Raw genomic sequence first — 15,990 nt, forward strand, 5'->3', positions numbered from 1 at the left:
AGGGTGGGGGGATGCGGACTGATGTGGTGGTTGTGGGGTTGGGGGCGTTTGGGTCGGCGAGCTTGTGGCGGCTGGCGGCGCGCGGGGTGCGGGTGGTTGGCATTGAGCGGCAGGCGATCGGGCATGCGTTTGGGTCGTCGCATGGAACGACGCGGTTGTTCCGGGTGGCGTGTATGGAGCATCCGGGGCTGACCGAGCTCGCCCGCAAGTCGCTGGCGTTGTGGACCGAGCTGGGCGAGCGCACAGGGGAGACGTACGTACGCCAGACCGGATCGCTCAACGTCGGAAGCCCGACCAGCGCCCCGGTGACCGGTACACGCAAGGCGGCCGCGATCGGGGCGTCGACGATCGATCTGTCCCACGAGGAGCTCCGGGCCAAATACCCGCAGTACAACCTGGAGCCCGGCGATGTCGCCGTCTGGGACCCGGGCGCGGGCATCTGCTACGCCGAGCCGACCGTACGCGCGCAGGTCGCGGAGGCGGAGCGGTTGGGCGCCACGGTCTACCCGCACACGATGGTCACCGAGATCGACGTACGAACGGACGGCGTGACCGTGCGGACGCCGACCGTGGACATCGAGGCCGAGCAGTTCGTGGTCTGCGCCGGTGCGTGGCTGGGCAAGCTGGTGCCTGGTCTACCGGCGACCCCTCGGCGTACGCCGCTGTTCTGGTTCCAGCCGGCTGATCCGGACTCAGAAGCGTTCCGGCTGGCGAACTTCCCGTCGTTCATCTGGGAGTTCGCCGACGGGCGCGGGTTGTGGGGGCATGGATCGGACGACGGATTCGGCGTGAAGGTCGGTCTCGACGGCAGCTCAGACCCGACCGGCTTCGACCCGGACGAGCTCGATCGGTACATCCATCCGATCGCCGACATCGCGGAGCTGGCGGCCGCGGTCGGGCGGGCGTTTCCGGGGCTCGATCCGGCGCCGGTGAAGGCGATTCCGTGCATGGTGACCGACACCCCGGACGGGCAGTTCCTGGTCGGCCGGTACGACGAGCGGCTGGTGATCGCCGGTGGTGACAACGGCCACGGCTTCAAGCACTGCGCCGGAATCGGCGAGCTGCTGGCCCAGCTGACGACGAAGGAGACGCCCTTCGCGGACGCCTCCTTCGTCGATCCACATCGGTTCTAGGCGGTCCGTACCAGCTCGGGCCGGGCGAGGACCGGACGCGGGGCCGGCTCCAGGGTGAGGAGATCCAGGCCGGCCACGCCGTAGCGGAGCAGGACCAGGCGGGCCACCTCGGTGCTGACACCCAACGGGCGCGAGACAGCGACGGCGCCGGCTCGGCGTGAGGTGGACTCGGCCCGGTCCGGGAGGACGCCTGGTGCGAGGAACAGCGAGCCGACCGCCACGTGGCGACGACCCTCCAGTCGCCACTGCAGGACGGCCTCGGCCGGCGACGGCGACGCGGCGCAGACGAACGCGGCGGTGACCGGCAGCTTGTGGCGCTGGCCCCAGAGGCGGGCGAGGCGGGTGACGCTCGCGTTCGCGTGCGAGTCGCTCGAACCGGCGCAGGCCAGGACAAGGGCGTCCAGCTCGCGTACGCGGCCGTCCTTCAGCTCGGCGCGCATCCGCCGGTCAAGGACCTCCAGCAGCGTCTCGTCGTACCCGAGGACGTCGGAGGCGATGATCCGCAGCTGCGGGTACCGGCTGCGGGCCTCGTCGATCACGGCGGGTACGTCGGTGCGCGCGTGGTACGCGGCCGACAGCAGCAGCGGCAGCACGACGATCTCCTCGACACCTTCGGCGGCGAGTTTGCCGAGGACCTGGAACGGCGTCGGCGGGCAGTGGTCGAGGAAGGAGGCTTCGATCCGCAGGTCGGACCGCATCTCCCGCAGGCACTTCACCAGCGAGTGGACGGTGGCGGCCGAGCGCGGGTCGCGGCTGCCGTGGGCGAGGATCACGAGCGCTGGAGCAGTCACAGCAGTTCCCCTTCTTCGTCGTCGATCATGCCGGCTGCCAGCGTCCACCCGTCGTGGGCGTCGATCAGCAGGAACGATCCGGTGATGGTGTTGCGGGAGTACGGGTCGGCGGCGAGCGGTGCGGCGATCTTGAGTTGCACCTTGCCGATGTCGTTCAGGTGGAGCTCGGCGGCGTCGATGACGCCGAGCGTGTCGAGGTCCAGCGCGCCGGTGATCTTGGTGACGATCGCCTGTGCGCTGGTGGTGGTGTGCTTGATCAGCACCCGGGCCCCGACGGTCAGTGGCCGGTCGGACAGCCAGCTGACGGTGGCGGCCAGCTCCCGGCGGGTACCGGGGGAGGCCTCCGCGGCGACGATCACCGAGCCGCGGGCGACGTCGATGTCGTCGGCGAGCCGGACCGTGACCGCTTCACCGGCGACCGCGGACGGCCGCTCGGCAACGCTTGTCGAAGTGGCGGTGACGACCGGGCGGTCGATGCCGGCGACGGAGGTACGGCGGCCGGCCGGCAGCACGATGACCTGGTCGCCGACGGTGACGGTGCCGGAGGCAACGGTTCCGGTGTAGCCGCGGTAGTCGCGGTACTGGTCGTCGGTCTGCGGCCGGATCACGTACTGGACGGGGAACCGCAGCGGCTGGCTGGAGGTGTCGGTCCGTCCGTTGGCGTTCTCCAGCAGCTCGAGCAGCGTCGGCCCGTCGTACCAGGCGGTCTGCGCGGACCGTGCGACCACGTTGTCACCGACGAGCGCGGAGACCGGAATCGCCTGCAGGTCGGCGATACCGAGCTGGTCGGCTACTTCACCGACGTCCTCGGCGATCTTGGTGTAGACGGCCTCGTCGTAGCCGACCAGGTCGATCTTGTTCACCGCGAGCACCACATGCGGTACGCGGAGCAGCCCGGCGACCGCGAGATGGCGGCGGGTCTGTTCGAGTACGCCGTGCCGTGCGTCCACGAGGATGATCACGACGTCCGCAGTCGATGCGCCGGTGACGGTGTTGCGGGTGTACTGCACGTGGCCGGGGCAGTCGGCCAGGATGAACGAGCGCTTATCGGTGGCGAAGTACCGGTACGCGACGTCGATCGTGATGCCCTGCTCGCGTTCGGCCCGCAGGCCGTCGGTGAGCAGCGCGAAGTCGAAGTCCCCACCGCCGCGGGCTCCCCCGCGTGATGCAGTGACGGTTTTCACGTGCGCGATCTGGTCGGCGAGGATCGCCTTGCAGTCGTGCAACAGCCGCCCGACCAGTGTCGACTTGCCGTCGTCCACCGATCCCGCGGTCGCGAGTCGCAGCAGGCCGCGTTGCGCGAGCCGTTCGCTCGGAGTGCTCATCAGAAGTACCCCTCTCGCTTGCGGTCTTCCATCGCGGCCTCGCTGGCCCGGTCGTCGGCGCGGGTGGCGCCGCGTTCGGTGATCTCACTGGCCGCGACCTCGATCACGACCTCGGCTGCCGTGGTCGCGTCGCTCGCGACCGCGCCGGTGCAGGACATGTCGCCGACGGTCCGGTAGCGGACGGTGCGCTGGGCAACGGTTTCGCCGTCGCGCGGCTGCGAGTAGGGGCCGACGGCAAGCAACATGCCGTCGCGCTCGAACACGTCCCGCTCGTGCGCGTAGTAGATGCTCGGCAGCGGGATGCCCTCGCGCTCGATGTAGTTCCAGACGTCGAGCTCGGTCCAGTTCGACAGCGGGAAGACGCGCACGTGCTCGCCCGGCCGGTGCTTGCCGTTGTACAGCGACCACAACTCCGGCCGCTGGTTCCGCGGGTCCCACTGGCCGAACTCGTCGCGCAGGCTGAAGATCCGTTCCTTCGCCCGGGCCCGCTCCTCATCCCGCCGGCCGCCACCGAACACCGCGTCGAACCGGTTGCTGTTGATTGCATCCAGCAACGGAATCGTCTGTAGCTGGTTCCGCGTCCCGTCGGTACGCTCCCGCAGCCGCCCGTCCGCGATGTACTCCTCGACCCGCGCGACCTCCAACCGCAGCCCCAACTCCTCCACCACGGAATCGCGGTACGCCAGCACCTCGGGGAAGTTGTGCCCGGTGTCCACATGCAGCAACGTGAACGGCACCCCAGCCGGCGCGAACGCCTTCCGCGCCAGGTGCAGCATCACGATCGAGTCCTTACCACCGGAGAACAAGATCACCGGCCGCTCGAACTCCGCCGCCACCTCACGGAACACAAAGATGGATTCGCTCTCCAGAGCATCAAGCTCTGTCACGGTCGCGGTCATGTGTGCAGCCCGCATTCCACCTTGCCCGTACCGGCCCAGCGACCGCTGCGGGGGTCTTCGCCCGGGGCGACGCGTTGCGTGCACGGTTCGCAGCCGATCGACGGGTAGCCGTCGTACTGCAGCAGGTTCACGAGTACGCCGTTGTCCTGGATGTACGCGTCCAGGTCCTCCTGCGTCCACGGTGCGATCGGGTTGAGCTTCACCATGTCGCGCTTCTCGTCGTACTCGACGACGGGCGTGTTCGCGCGGGTCGGTGCCTCTTCGCGGCGGATGCCGGTGACCCACGCCTTGTACCCGGACAGGTACCGGTTCAGCGGCTCGACCTTGCGCAGCGCGCAGCACTTGTTCGGCTCGCGGTCGTGCAGCTTCTCGCCGTACTCGGCGTCCTGCTCGGCCACGGTCTGCTTCGGCAGTGCGTTGATCAGGTGGATCGGCAGCGTCGCGGCGACCGCGTCCCGGGTGCCGATCGTTTCCGCGAAGTGGTAGCCGGTGTCGAGGAACAGCACGTCCACACCGGGCGCCGCGGCGGCGGCGAGGTGGGGGAGCGCGCCGTCGGCCATCGAGGCGGTCACCACCAGTTCGTCGCCGAAGGTCTCCCGCGCCCAGACGAGTACCTCCAGCGGCGACGCGTCGGCCAGCCGTTCGTTCGCCTCCTCGGCGAGCGTCTTCAGGTCCGTACTCATTCCACCGTCACCCGCAGTCCGATCATCTTCAGCTGGAACACCCGTGCACACGGCCGGCACTCCCACGCACCATGGCCTTCGTCGGAGGGCCGGAGGTCCTCGTCTCCGCAGTAAGGGCAGTACAGAGGTGCGGCGCGCTCACTCATTGGAGAGCCTCCTCGTCCGCTCGGGTGACCCACTGGGCGAAGCGCTCGCCCTCGTTGCGCTCCTTCAGGTAGTTCTGCGTGACCCGCTCGATGTAGTCGGTCAGGTCGTCGGCGATCACCTTGTGACCGCGCAGCTTCCGGCCGAAGCCGGCGTCCAGCCCGAGCCCGCCGCCGAGATGCACCTGGTACCCGGGCACCTGGTTGCCGTCGGCATCCATCACCAACTGGCCCTTGAGACCGATGTCCGCGGTCTGAATCCGGGCGCACGAGTTCGGGCAGCCGTTCACGTTCACCGTGATCGGCACGTCCAGCTCCGGAATCCGCTCCTCGAGCTCGTCGATCAGCCGGGCCGCCTTCGCCTTGGTCTCGACGATCGCCAGCTTGCAGAACTCGATCCCGGTGCAGGCCATCGTGTTCCGCCGCCAGGCCGACGGGTTCGCCTGGAACCCGAGCGCGTCCAGCTCGGCGACCAGCGAGTCGACCTGCGCCTCGTCCACGTCCAGGACGAGCAGCTTCTGCTGCGCGGTGGTCCGAATCCGGTTCGAGCCGTGCCGGGCGACCACGTCCGCGACCTTCGCCAGCGACGTACCCGAAACCCGGCCGACGACCGGCGCGATCCCGACGAAGTACTTCCCGTCCTGCTGCTTGTGTACGCCGATGTGGTCGCCCTGAACCGCCGGCACTTCCGGCGCCGGCCCGTCGATCAGCTTCCGCTTGAGGTACTTCTCCTCCAGCACCTCACGGAACTTCTCCACGCCCCAGTCGGCGACCAGGAACTTCAGCCGGGCCCGGTTCCGCAGCCGGCGGTAGCCGTAGTCGCGGAAGATGCTGGTGACACCCCACCACGCCTCGGCCACCTCCTCGCGCGGAATCCAGGTGCCCAGCCGCTGCGCGAGCATCGGGTTCGTCGACAGGCCGCCGCCGACCCAGAGGTCGAAGCCCGGCCCGTGCTCGGGGTGCACGACGCCGACGAACGCGATGTCGTTCACTTCCGGTACGACATCGTGCGACGGATGCCCGGTCAGCGCGGTCTTGAACTTCCGCGGCAGGTTCGAGAACTCGTCCGACCCGATGTACTTCGACACGATCTCGTCGATCGCCGGTGTCGGGTCGATGATCTCGTCGGCGGCGATGCCCGCGACCGGGCTGGCGATCACCACGCGCGGTACGTCACCGCACGCCTCGGTGGTGTACAGGCCGACTGCCTCGAGCCGCTGCCAGATCGCCGGCACGTCCTCGATCGCGATCCAGTGCAGCTGGATGTTCTGCCGGTCGGTGATGTCGGCGGTGTCCCGCGCGTACTCCGTGGAGAGGTCCGCGATCACGCGCAGCTGCTCGGTGGTCAGCTGCCCGCCCTCGATCCGGACCCGCATCATGAAGTAGCGGTCGTCCAGCTCCTCCGGCTCGAGCGTCGCGGTCTTGCCGCCGTCGATCCCGGGCTTGCGCTGGGTGTACAGCCCCCACCAGCGGAACCGCCCGCGCAGATCGGCCGGGTCGATCGAGTCGAACCCGCGGTGCGCGTACACGTTCTCGATCCGGGCCCGGACGTTCAGGCCGTCGTCGTTCTTCTTGTTCTCCTCGTTCTTGTTCAGCGGCTCGCGGTAGCCGAGCGCCCACTGGCCTTCGCCCTTGCCCTTGCGCGGGCGGGCGGGTTTGCGGGCAGGTGCGGTGACGCCAGCAGTCATCGGGGGCGTGTCCTTGTCCTCGTGACAGGTGCCCACCGGCGGGCGGCGAGATCGAAGCGTCGTCGATTCGATGCGTTCCGCGCGGTGCGCACCCAGCGGTGATCGGGAGAGATCAGGGGGCCGTCAGTGGCCCGGGCAGGGTGGCTGTCAGAACATCGAAGGACAACAGATGGCGCTGCGCATCCGCCCGAGGTCGACATGAATCCGACCTACGAGGTGAGTGGAGCGGGCAGCGAGCATGTCCACAAGCGTCAGCGCCAGCGGCTGACAAATCAACTCCCATTCCTACATCCTGAGACCTGATCTCACGATGTGGTTATGTACACCAGCCTGCTGGAGATTGATCCAAGCGCTTCCAGTGCTTTATGCGGCCTGTCACCGAGAGATGCCTCACACGGCGACGGCCGGCTCATTGTGAGTGTTCGGCGCGCCAGTTCTTGATCATCTGTTCCAGGTCGGTGTGGATGAACGCGAAGAAGTCGGCGGCTTCGGTCAGGCGGGTGCCGACGGGGGAGTCGTGGCCGAACAGGGCCGCGCCGGAGCGGCTGATCGACTCCCATTCGCCGAGCGCCTGGTTGCGGCGTTCCAGGATGGCGGCGAAGACGTCCTCGCGGATCCGGTAGTGGTCCTTGCGCGAGCCGGGCAGCCGTTCGCGGGAGATGAACGACACCTGGAGCAGTTGCCGGACGGCGCCGGAGACCGCGGGCTGGCTGATCTTGAGCGCCTCGGCCAGTTCGGCGGCGGTCATCGTGCCGGTCGGGCTGACCAGCATCGCGCCCATCACCCGGGCGGACATGGTCGGTACGCCGCTGTTCGCCAGCACGCCCGCGAACCGCTCGACGAACTGACTCACTGCCTCCGGACCGGGTTCCGCAACCATGGTTGAAGCTTACAGTAATCGGATTTATCGCAACTATCACAAAGTTCTGATAATTTGAATTCATGACCTCCTCCCTCGACACTTCGGCGCCGGCGCTCACGGGCGGCCGCCGCTTCGGCGTACTGATCGCGCTCTGCCTCGCCGTCCTGGTCCTCGGCCTGGACACGACCGTGCTGAATGTCGCCCTGCCGACCCTGGCCGAGGACCTGGACGCCTCGACCAGCCAGCTGCAGTGGATGGCGAACAGCTACAACCTGGTCCTCGCCGCGCTACTGCTCCCCGCCGGCCTGCTCGGCGACCGGTACGGGCGGCGCAAGATCATCGCGATCGCCCTGACGCTCTTCGGCGCCGCATCGCTGGCCTGCGCGCTCGCCGACTCCGCCGGCGCGCTCATCGCGGCGCGGGCGTTCCTCGGGATCGGCGCCGCGATGATCGTGCCGGTCGCGCTGTCGCTGATCACCGTGCTGTTCCGTTCCGAGGCTGAGCGGAAGAAGGCGATCGGCTTCTTCGTGGTCGCGAACAGCATCGGCATGCCGCTCGGCCCGATCGTCGGCGGTCTGCTGCTCGACCACGCCGGCTGGGAGTGGATCTTCCTGATGAACGTCCCGATCGCGCTGATCGCCGCGGTCGCGGTCACCGCACTGATCCCGGAGTCCCGCAGTACGAATCGCCCGGCGATCGACTGGCTGGGCATCATCCTGTCCAGTACGGGCCTGGCCGCGCTGGTGTACGGCGTGACCAAGGCCGGTGAATCGTCCTGGGGCGATGCGGCGACCGTACTGTTCCTCGGCCTGGCCGTCCTTTTGATCGCGGGCTTCCTGTTCTGGCAGCGCCGGACCCGGGAACCGTTGATCGAGCTGCGCTTGTTCAGTCAGCGGGTGTTCACCGGGGGAGCGGTACTGCTGACGGTCTCGGTGTTCGCGATCTTCGGGCTGTTGTTCACGATGCCGCAGTACTTCCAGGGCATCAACGGGTCGGACGCGCTGCACACCGGGCTGAAGCTGCTGCCGTTCATCGGTGGCATGACGGTCGGTGCGAAGCTGGCCGAGCCGGTGGAGGCGAAGCTCGGTACGCGGCTCGTCGTGATGACCGGGTTCCTGGTGATGGCGGCCGGGTTCGTGCTCGGTGCCTTCACCGGCTTGAGCACCGGGTACGGGTACACGGCGATCTGGTTCGTGGTGGTCGGGTTCGGGCTGGGGTGTTCGATGCCACAGGCAATGAACGCGGCGCTCGGGGTGCTGGATCCGGAGCGGGCGGGCACCGGATCCGGGCTGCTGCAGGCGTTTCGCCAGGTTGGCGGGACGGTCGGGGTCGCCGTACTCGGGACGATCCTGAACTCGGTTTACCGGCACGGCGTCGATACGAGCGCACTGCCGGGGCCGGCGGCGGACGCGGTCGAGAAGAGTCTCGGCGGTGGGCTGGCGGTCGCGGCGAAGACAGGTTCGCCGGAGTTGCTCGCCGACGTGCGGGATGCGTTCATGAGCAGCCTGAACACCACGATGTGGGTGTCGGGAGGCATCGCGGTCGCGGGCGCGGTGCTCGCGGCGGTACTGATGCCGAAGCGAGCCGCAAAGGCCTCGCAGGACGCACTGATGGGCGTCCAGTCGGACGCCTGACCGGACAGCGTCCGCCCCAGTTGGAGCGGACGCTGCTCGTGATCAGCTGAGCTCGAGGCCTGGGTACAGGGGGTGCTTGTCGAGCATCTCGGCGGAGGCGGCCTTCACCTTGTCGGCGACGCCGTCGGCGAGGACGTACTTCGCCTTGGACGGCGCACCGGCGGAGGTCGTGGTCGGGGTGGTCGCGGACAGTACGTCCACGATCAGCTCGGCCACCCGGTCGAACTCGTCGGCGCCGAAGCCGCGCGTGGTCAGCGCCGGCGTACCGATCCGGACGCCCGAGGTGTACCAGGCGCCGTTCGGGTCGCGCGGTACGGCGTTGCGGTTGGTGACGATGCCCGCGTCCAGCAACGCGGACTCCGCCTGCCGGCCGGTGATCCCGTACGAGGAAACGTCCAGCAGCACCAGGTGGTTCTCGGTACCGTCCGTCACCAGCTTCACGCCGCGCTTCATCAGCCCCTCGGCCAGCGTGACCGCGTTGTCCGCAACGGCCTGCGCGTACTCCTGGAACTGCGGCTGCCGCGCCTCGGCCAGCGCGACCGCCTTCGCCGCCATCGTCTGGCTCAGCGGCCCACCGAGAACCATCGGGCAACCGCGGTCGACCGACTCGGCGTACTCCGGCTGGCACAGCACCATGCCGCCCCGCGGTCCGCGCAGCGACTTGTGTGTGGTCGTGGTGGTGACGTGCGCGTGCGGCACCGGGTCGAAGTCGCCGGTGAAGACCTTGCCCGCGACCAGGCCGGCGAAGTGCGCCATGTCGACCATCAGGGTCGCACCGACCTCGTCGGCGATCTCGCGCATCTTCGCGAAGTTCACCTTCCGCGGGTACGCCGAGTAGCCGGCGATCAGGATCAGCGGCTTGAACTCGCGGGCCTTCCGCGCGACCTCGTCGTAGTCGAGCAGACCGGTCCCGGGGTCGGTGCCGTACGAGTGCTGGTTGAACATCTTGCCGGAGATGTTCGGCCGGAAACCGTGCGTCAGGTGACCGCCGGCGTCGAGCGACATGCCGAGCATCTTCTGGTCGCCGAGTGCCTTGCGGAGCTTGGTCCAGTCCTCGTCGGTCAGGTCGTTCACGTGCTTCGCGCCGGCCTCGGCGAGCGCCGGCGACTCGATCCGCTGGGCCAGGATCGCCCAGAACGCGACCAGGTTGGCGTCGATCCCGGAGTGCGGCTGCACGTACGCGTGCGGGGCCCCGAACAGCGCCCGCGCATGGTCGGCGGCGGTCTGCTCGACGGTGTCGATGTTCTGGCAGCCGGCGTAGAAGCGGTGCCCGATGGTGCCCTCGGCGTACTTGTCCGACAGCCAGTTGCCCATCGTCAGCAGCGTCGCCGGGGAGGCGTAGTTCTCGCTCGCGATCAGCTTCAGGGACGAGCGCTGGTCGGCCAGCTCGGACCGGATCGCACCGGCGATGGTGGGCTCCACCGAGGCGATCACCTGCAGCGCGTTGTTGTACGCGGCCGACGCGGCGGCGGCGTCAAACGGTTGAGTCATCGTTGTCTCTCCTGCGGTCGCAGTGGGTCGTCGGCACCCAGGCGCACGGTGCCGACCGGTTTCGCTCCCCGGTGGTTCTCCACCTCAGCGCGCCAGTCGCTGCCCTTGTGAAAAGGCACAGTTACCCTATCGCGCGCGTGACGATCCGCTCGAACGGCGTCGTCCGCGGCAACGTACCGAACACGCCGCCCCAGTCGCCGGCCAGCCGGGACGCCACGAACGCGTCCGCGACCTCGGGCGTCGAGTGCCGGATCAGCAGCGATCCCTGCAGGCACAGGGCCATCTGCGCGGCCAGCCTGCGCGCGCCGGCTTCGGCATTGTCCAGATCAGCAAGCGCTTGCAGTACGTCGTTCACCGCCGCGTCCAGGCGGGTGTCGGCGCCTTGGACCGAGGCGACTTCCATCAGCCAGGCGTCCAGCGACTCGGGTCGGCGGAGCGCACGCAGTACGTCGAGGGCGTTGACGTTGCCGGAGCCTTCCCAGATCGAGTTCAACGGTGATTCCCGGTAGAGCAGCGGCATACCGGACTCCTCGACGTACCCGTTCCCGCCGAGGCACTCGACCGCTTCGGCCACCATGAACGGCGTCCGCTTGCACACCCAGAACTTCCCCAGCGGCAGCCCGATCCGCCGGAAGGCAGCCTCCTTCGGGTCGGCCGAGTCGACCGCGGCCGCGAGGCGCATGGCCAGCGCCGTCGCCGCCTCGCTCTCGATGGCGAGGTCGGCGAGTACGTTCTGCATCGCGGGCTTGTCGGCGAGCAGGCCGCCGAACGCGGAGCGGTGCCGGGTGTGCCAGATCGCTTCGACCAGGGCCCGGCGCTGGAGCGCGGACGATCCGAGTACACAGTCCAGCCGGGTCGCGGCGACCATCTCGATGATGGTCCGGACACCGGCCCCTTCCTCGCCGAGCCGGTAGCCGATCGTGCCGTGGAACTCGACCTCGGAGGACGCGTTCGACCGGTTCCCGAGCTTGTCCTTGAGCCGCTGCAGCGCGAACGGGTTCCGGTTGCCGTCGGCAAGGACGCGCGGTACGACAAAGCAGCTCAGCCCGTCCGGCGCCTGCGCGAGGACCAGGAACACATCGACCTGCGGCGCGGAGCAGAACCACTTGTGGCCGTTCAGCTGGTACTCGCCGTCGCCGCCGACCGGTGTGGCAGTGGTCAGATTCGCGCGCACGTCCGACCCGCCCTGCTTTTCGGTCATCCCCATCCCGGCAAGCACACCGGTCTTCGCCGCGGGCGGCAGCCGGCGTACGTCGTACTCCGTGGCTGCCAGTCGCGGCACCCACTCCGCCGCGAGCCGCTCGTCCGCGCGCAGCGCCGGCACGCTCGCGTACGTCATCGAGATCGGGCAGCCGTGCCCCGGTTCCACCTGGGACCACAGGTAGAACCCGGCCGCGCGGGTCAGATGCGGCGCCGGGCGGTCGCTGGTCCAGGGCGCCGCCTGCAGCCCGAAGCCGACGGCCTGGGTCATCAGCCAGTGCCAGGCCGGGTGGAAGTCGACCTCGTCGACCCGGTTCCCGTACCGGTCGTGGGTGCGCAGGACCGGCGGGTTCTGGTTCGCCGGCAGGGCGTACGCGCGGGCCTCCTCGGACCCGGCCACCGCGCCGATCCGCTGCAGACCCGGATCCTCGGCCAGGTCCGCGTACGACCGCAGAGCGTCACCGAGGCCCACGTCCTGGGTGAAGAAGTTCACGCCCCGCAGTGGGGGAGCCTGATTCGTTACCGCGAATGGGTCCGCCATGTCAGTACGGTAAGCGGTATGGCACGTATCGGGGCAGGACCCACTGGTGGGAGCTCCCTCTCATGGGTTCGCCGGATCCCCGCGACGACCTGGAAGCTGCTCACCCAGACCATCGGCGTCTGCATGCGCTACCGGGTCACCGGGCTCGCGGCGGAGGGGGCGTTCTTCGCCATTCTCTCGCTGCCGCCGCTGATCTTCGGGCTGGCCGGAAGTCTCGGGTACATCGCCAGCAAGTGGTTCGAGGTCGAGACGATCAACGACGTCAAGAAGCAGATCGTCGACCTGGCCGCGCGGGCGCTGACCGACGACTCGATCAAGAACGTGATCACGCCGACCCTCGACCAGGTGCTGAACGGTGGCCGGCCGGATGTCATCTCGATCGGTTTCCTGCTCGCGCTGTGGTCCGGCAGCCGGGCGCTGAACGTCTTCGTCGACACCATCACGATCATGTACGGGATGGGCGGCAAGCGCGGCATCATCCGTACCCGCGCGCTGTCCTTCTCCCTGTACTGCGCCGCGCTCGTCATCGGCGTCATCGTGCTGCCGCTGGTGCTGGCCGGTCCTAGTGCGGTCGACGCTCTGCTGCCGCACCGGCTGGACTTCCTGAACCAGCTGTACTGGCCGGTCGTCACGATCCTGTCGGCGGGCTTCCTGAACACGCTGTACCACCTGTCGGTGCCGATCCGGACGCCTTGGGTCTCTGACCTGCCTGGGTCGTTCCTGGCGCTGTCGATCTGGATCCTGGGCAGCTTTGTGCTGCGGTGGGTGCTGCAGAGCACTGTCGGGGGTACGTCGATCTACGGGCCGCTGGCGGCGCCGATCGCGGTGCTGATGTGGCTGTACATGACTGCTATCGCGGTGCTGATCGGGGCAGCGCTGAACGCGGTGGTGGACCGGCTGTGGCCGCACAAGGCGCAGGTGGTGGAGGTCAAGGACGCCGCCGAGGTCGAGCCTGTGATGAAGGCTGAGCCGGAGCAGCACCACGCGCATCCGTTGACCCCGACGGAGGCGGACGAGCACGCGGGGGTCGCCGCGGCGGAGAAGGTGGAGAAGCTGGCTGAGCGACCTGCCGCAGTGGAGAAGGGGGCTGCGGAGGAGGAGCCGGCGGAGGCGGGGGCGGAGGTGCATCCGGACTCGCCGAAGGAGGCGCGGCCGGAGGTGCCGGAGGAGGTGCCGGCGGCGCGGCGGAAGCGGGCTGCGGTCGGAAAATCCGGTGCGCAGGCGGATACCGACGACCTAGGCTGAGGGCATCGCGAAACCGGCCCCTTGCTCGGGCCCTGGACTTGGAGGGAGGCAACCCGCCATGAGCTACGACGTGGCCCGACGGGCCGTTGTCTCCCACATCGTCCGTCCGCTGAGCTGATCTCGCGGCCGGACCCTTCGAAAGGTTCGCCGCATGTCAGCCACACTCCAGGCCCTGGGACTCGACGGTTCCACGGCCGAGGTTCTGCAGTCCGTTCCGGCGGGCCTGGTCCCGGGTCGCGTCGCCCGGGTCGACAAAGGTCTGGCCGTCGTCTTCACCGCCGATGGTCCGGTCCGCGCCAGCTGGTCCGGTGCACTGCTCGCCGAGATCGCCGCCGACGCACAGGCCAGTCCGTGTACGGGGGACTGGGTCGTACTGCGCTGTTGGCCGGACGACCGCATCACCGTCGAATCAGTACTGCCCCGCCACACAGCGATCGTCCGCGCAGAGGTCGGCGGGTCGTCACGCGGCCAGGTGCTCGCATCGAACGTCGACGTGATCGCCATCGTGGTCGGCCTGGTACCAGAGCCGAACATCGTACGGATCGAGCGCTTCATGGCACTGGCCTGGGAGAGCGGTGCGCGTCCTGTTGTCGTACTGACCAAGTCCGACCTGGTTGGCGACGCGGATGCGCTGGCCGAGGACGTGGCGCTGGCTGCACCCGGGGCGGACGTGCTGGTGTGCAGTGCGACCACGGGTGCGGGCATGGACTCCGTACGCGCGTTGCTGGATGGAAATGCCACGCTGGCGTTGCTGGGCTCCAGTGGCGCCGGTAAGTCGTCGCTGGTGAACGCACTGGCCGGGGTGGAGCTGCTGGATGTACAGGCGATCCGTGAGGACGGGAAGGGTCGCCACACATCCGTACGGCGTGAGCTGATTGTGTTGCCTAGCGGTGGGGTTGTCATAGACACGCCTGGTCTGCGGGGGATCGGGCTGCAGGAGTCAGGGGAGGGGCTAGCGGCTGCGTTCCCGGACATCACCGCGCTGGCGGAGCAGTGCAAGTTCAAGGACTGCTCGCACGTGATGGAGCCGGACTGCGCGGTGCGTGCTGCTTTGGAGGACGGCTCGTTGCCGTACCGGCGCTATGACAGCTGGGTGAAGCTGCGGCGGGAGGCGGCGTACATGGCGCGCCGGGCCGACGTACGCGCACGCACCGAGGCAAAGAAGGAGGCAGTACGCGGCGCCAGGTCGTACCGCCGCGAGTGGAAGCCCCGTCCCTGATCGTCGCCGCCGGGTGAAAGGATCGGCGGCATGAACCGATCTGTGCTGGTGACAGGAGCTTCCCGAGGTATCGGTGCCGCGACCGCCCGCGCCTTCGCGGCAGCAGGCGATCGCGTAGCAGTCCACTACGGCGCATCCGCAGACGCGGCAGCCCAACTCCTGAAGGAACTCCCCGGCACCGGCCACGTCATGGTGCAAGCAGATCTAGCTGACCCGGCCGCCATAGAACAGATGGTCGAGGACGCGGCTCGCGCCTTGGGCAACATCGACGTACTGGTCAACAACGCGGGCGTGTACCACCCGCACCGCATCCGCGAGACCACGTACGCCGAGTGGCAACAAGCCTGGACCGACACCCTGTCCGTGAACCTGCTGGGCCCGGCCAACACCACCTGGTGCGCCGTCCGGCACATGCGCCGCGGCGGCCGCATCATCAACGTCTCGTCCCGAGGCGCCTTCCGAGGCGAACCCAACCAGCCGGCCTACGGCGCCTCCAAGGCGGCTATCGTCTCGCTCACTCAGTCCCTGGCCAGGGCCCTGGGCCCCGAAGGCATAGCCGTAACCGCCATCGCCCCCGGCTGGACAGTCACCGACATGGCAGCCGAAAACCTCTCCGGCCCCGGCTACACCCGCCGCAGCGACGAAAGCCCCCTGGCCCGAGTAGCAGCCCCCTCCGAAGTAGCAGCCGCAATCCTCTACCTAGCCTCCCCAGAAGCCGAATTCGCCACCGGCACAATCCTCGACTTCAACGGCGCCTCCCACCTCCGCATGTAACCCGAAGAGCAACCACAACCGATAAGCCCACCCACGGCGAATACCCCAGCTCGCGAGCCAACCGCTCAACCCAACCTCAGCTGGTGAGCCGACCGCTCAACCCAACCCCAGCTGGTGAGCCAACCGCTCAACCCAACCCCAGCACGCGAGCCAACCGCACTGGACAACCCCAGCACGCGAGCCGACCGCCCAACCCAACCCCAGCTCGTGAGCCAACCGCCCAACCCGACCCCAGCTGGTGAGCCGACCGCTCAACCCGACCCCGGCTGGTGAGCCGACCGCTCAACCCGACCCCAGCTGGTGAGCTAACCGCCCAACCCGACCCCAGCTGGTGAGCCAACCGCTCAACCCAACCCCAGCTC

Annotated in this window: 13 protein-coding genes and 1 riboswitch; of the genes, 5 read left to right on the top strand and 8 right to left on the bottom strand. The window is 68.7% G+C overall.

Features of this window, described 5'->3' with window-relative positions; translation table 11 throughout:
- Positions 1–11 precede the first annotated feature (11 nt).
- Positions 12–1,133 (top strand): N-methyl-L-tryptophan oxidase, encoded by a 1,122-nt coding sequence (gene solA / locus ABD260_RS36745; RefSeq protein ID WP_344241477.1) that lies wholly within the window; start codon positions 12–14, stop codon positions 1,131–1,133.
- Here solA and ABD260_RS36750 read toward each other — a convergent pair.
- From ABD260_RS36750 to ABD260_RS36775, 6 genes are all read right to left on the bottom strand, one after another.
- Positions 1,130–1,924: a sirohydrochlorin chelatase gene (locus ABD260_RS36750; protein WP_344241479.1), complete on the bottom strand. Its 795-nt coding sequence runs from the start codon at positions 1,922–1,924 to the stop codon at positions 1,130–1,132. The two genes, solA and ABD260_RS36750, sit on opposite strands and share 4 nt — an antisense overlap.
- Positions 1,921–3,249: a sulfate adenylyltransferase subunit 1 gene (locus tag ABD260_RS36755; RefSeq protein WP_344241481.1), complete on the bottom strand. Its 1,329-nt coding sequence runs from the start codon at positions 3,247–3,249 to the stop codon at positions 1,921–1,923. The genes ABD260_RS36750 and ABD260_RS36755 overlap by 4 nt, the downstream gene beginning before the upstream one ends.
- Positions 3,249–4,148: a sulfate adenylyltransferase subunit CysD gene (gene cysD / locus ABD260_RS36760; protein ID WP_344241483.1), complete on the bottom strand. Its 900-nt coding sequence runs from the start codon at positions 4,146–4,148 to the stop codon at positions 3,249–3,251. The genes ABD260_RS36755 and cysD overlap by 1 nt, the downstream gene beginning before the upstream one ends.
- Entirely contained in the window at positions 4,145–4,831 is a 687-nt protein-coding gene (locus ABD260_RS36765) for a phosphoadenylyl-sulfate reductase (protein ID WP_344241485.1), read from the bottom strand. Before ABD260_RS36765 ends, cysD begins: the two co-directional genes overlap by 4 nt.
- A 142-nt stretch (positions 4,832–4,973) precedes the next feature.
- Entirely contained in the window at positions 4,974–6,662 is a 1,689-nt protein-coding gene (locus ABD260_RS36770) for a nitrite/sulfite reductase (protein WP_344241487.1), read from the bottom strand.
- A 409-nt stretch (positions 6,663–7,071) separates the two neighbouring features.
- Positions 7,072–7,542, bottom strand: a complete 471-nt coding sequence (locus tag ABD260_RS36775; protein ID WP_344241489.1) for a GbsR/MarR family transcriptional regulator — start codon at positions 7,540–7,542, stop codon at positions 7,072–7,074.
- A 62-nt stretch (positions 7,543–7,604) separates the two neighbouring features.
- Between ABD260_RS36775 and ABD260_RS36780 the strand changes: the two genes are divergently transcribed.
- Positions 7,605–9,158, top strand: a complete 1,554-nt coding sequence (locus tag ABD260_RS36780; protein WP_344241491.1) for a DHA2 family efflux MFS transporter permease subunit — start codon at positions 7,605–7,607, stop codon at positions 9,156–9,158.
- 42 nt (positions 9,159–9,200) lie between these two features.
- Here the strand turns inward: ABD260_RS36780 and ABD260_RS36785 are convergent, their stop codons facing one another.
- Both ABD260_RS36785 and ABD260_RS36790 read right to left on the bottom strand, forming a co-directional pair.
- Positions 9,201–10,649, bottom strand: coding sequence for a glycine hydroxymethyltransferase (locus ABD260_RS36785; protein ID WP_344241493.1), 1,449 nt, complete (start codon positions 10,647–10,649; stop codon positions 9,201–9,203).
- Positions 10,650–10,677: 28 nt separating this feature from the next.
- A riboswitch (ZMP/ZTP riboswitch) is annotated at positions 10,678–10,759 on the bottom strand.
- A gap of 11 nt (positions 10,760–10,770) precedes the next feature.
- Complete coding sequence (locus ABD260_RS36790; RefSeq protein WP_344241495.1) at positions 10,771–12,390, bottom strand: acyl-CoA dehydrogenase family protein; 1,620 nt, start codon at positions 12,388–12,390, stop codon at positions 10,771–10,773.
- Positions 12,391–12,408: 18 nt separating this feature from the next.
- Here ABD260_RS36790 and ABD260_RS36795 point away from each other — a divergent pair, with 18 nt between their 5' ends.
- The 3 genes from ABD260_RS36795 to ABD260_RS36805 all read left to right on the top strand — a co-directional run bounded on the left by ABD260_RS36795 (position 12,409) and on the right by ABD260_RS36805 (position 15,628).
- Positions 12,409–13,635 carry a YihY/virulence factor BrkB family protein gene (locus ABD260_RS36795; RefSeq protein WP_344241497.1) on the top strand — a complete coding sequence of 409 codons (1,227 nt, stop codon included), beginning with the start codon at positions 12,409–12,411 and terminating at the stop codon, positions 13,633–13,635.
- A gap of 151 nt (positions 13,636–13,786) precedes the next feature.
- Complete coding sequence (gene rsgA, locus ABD260_RS36800) at positions 13,787–14,854, top strand: ribosome small subunit-dependent GTPase A (RefSeq protein ID WP_344241499.1); 1,068 nt, start codon at positions 13,787–13,789, stop codon at positions 14,852–14,854.
- Between the two features lie 30 nt (positions 14,855–14,884).
- Positions 14,885–15,628, top strand: coding sequence for an SDR family NAD(P)-dependent oxidoreductase (locus ABD260_RS36805; RefSeq protein WP_344241501.1), 744 nt, complete (start codon positions 14,885–14,887; stop codon positions 15,626–15,628).
- Positions 15,629–15,990: the final 362 nt, after the last annotated feature.

Origin of the sequence: Kribbella hippodromi (genome assembly GCF_039531045.1) — a bacterium.
Classification (GTDB): domain Bacteria; phylum Actinomycetota; class Actinomycetes; order Propionibacteriales; family Kribbellaceae; genus Kribbella; species Kribbella hippodromi.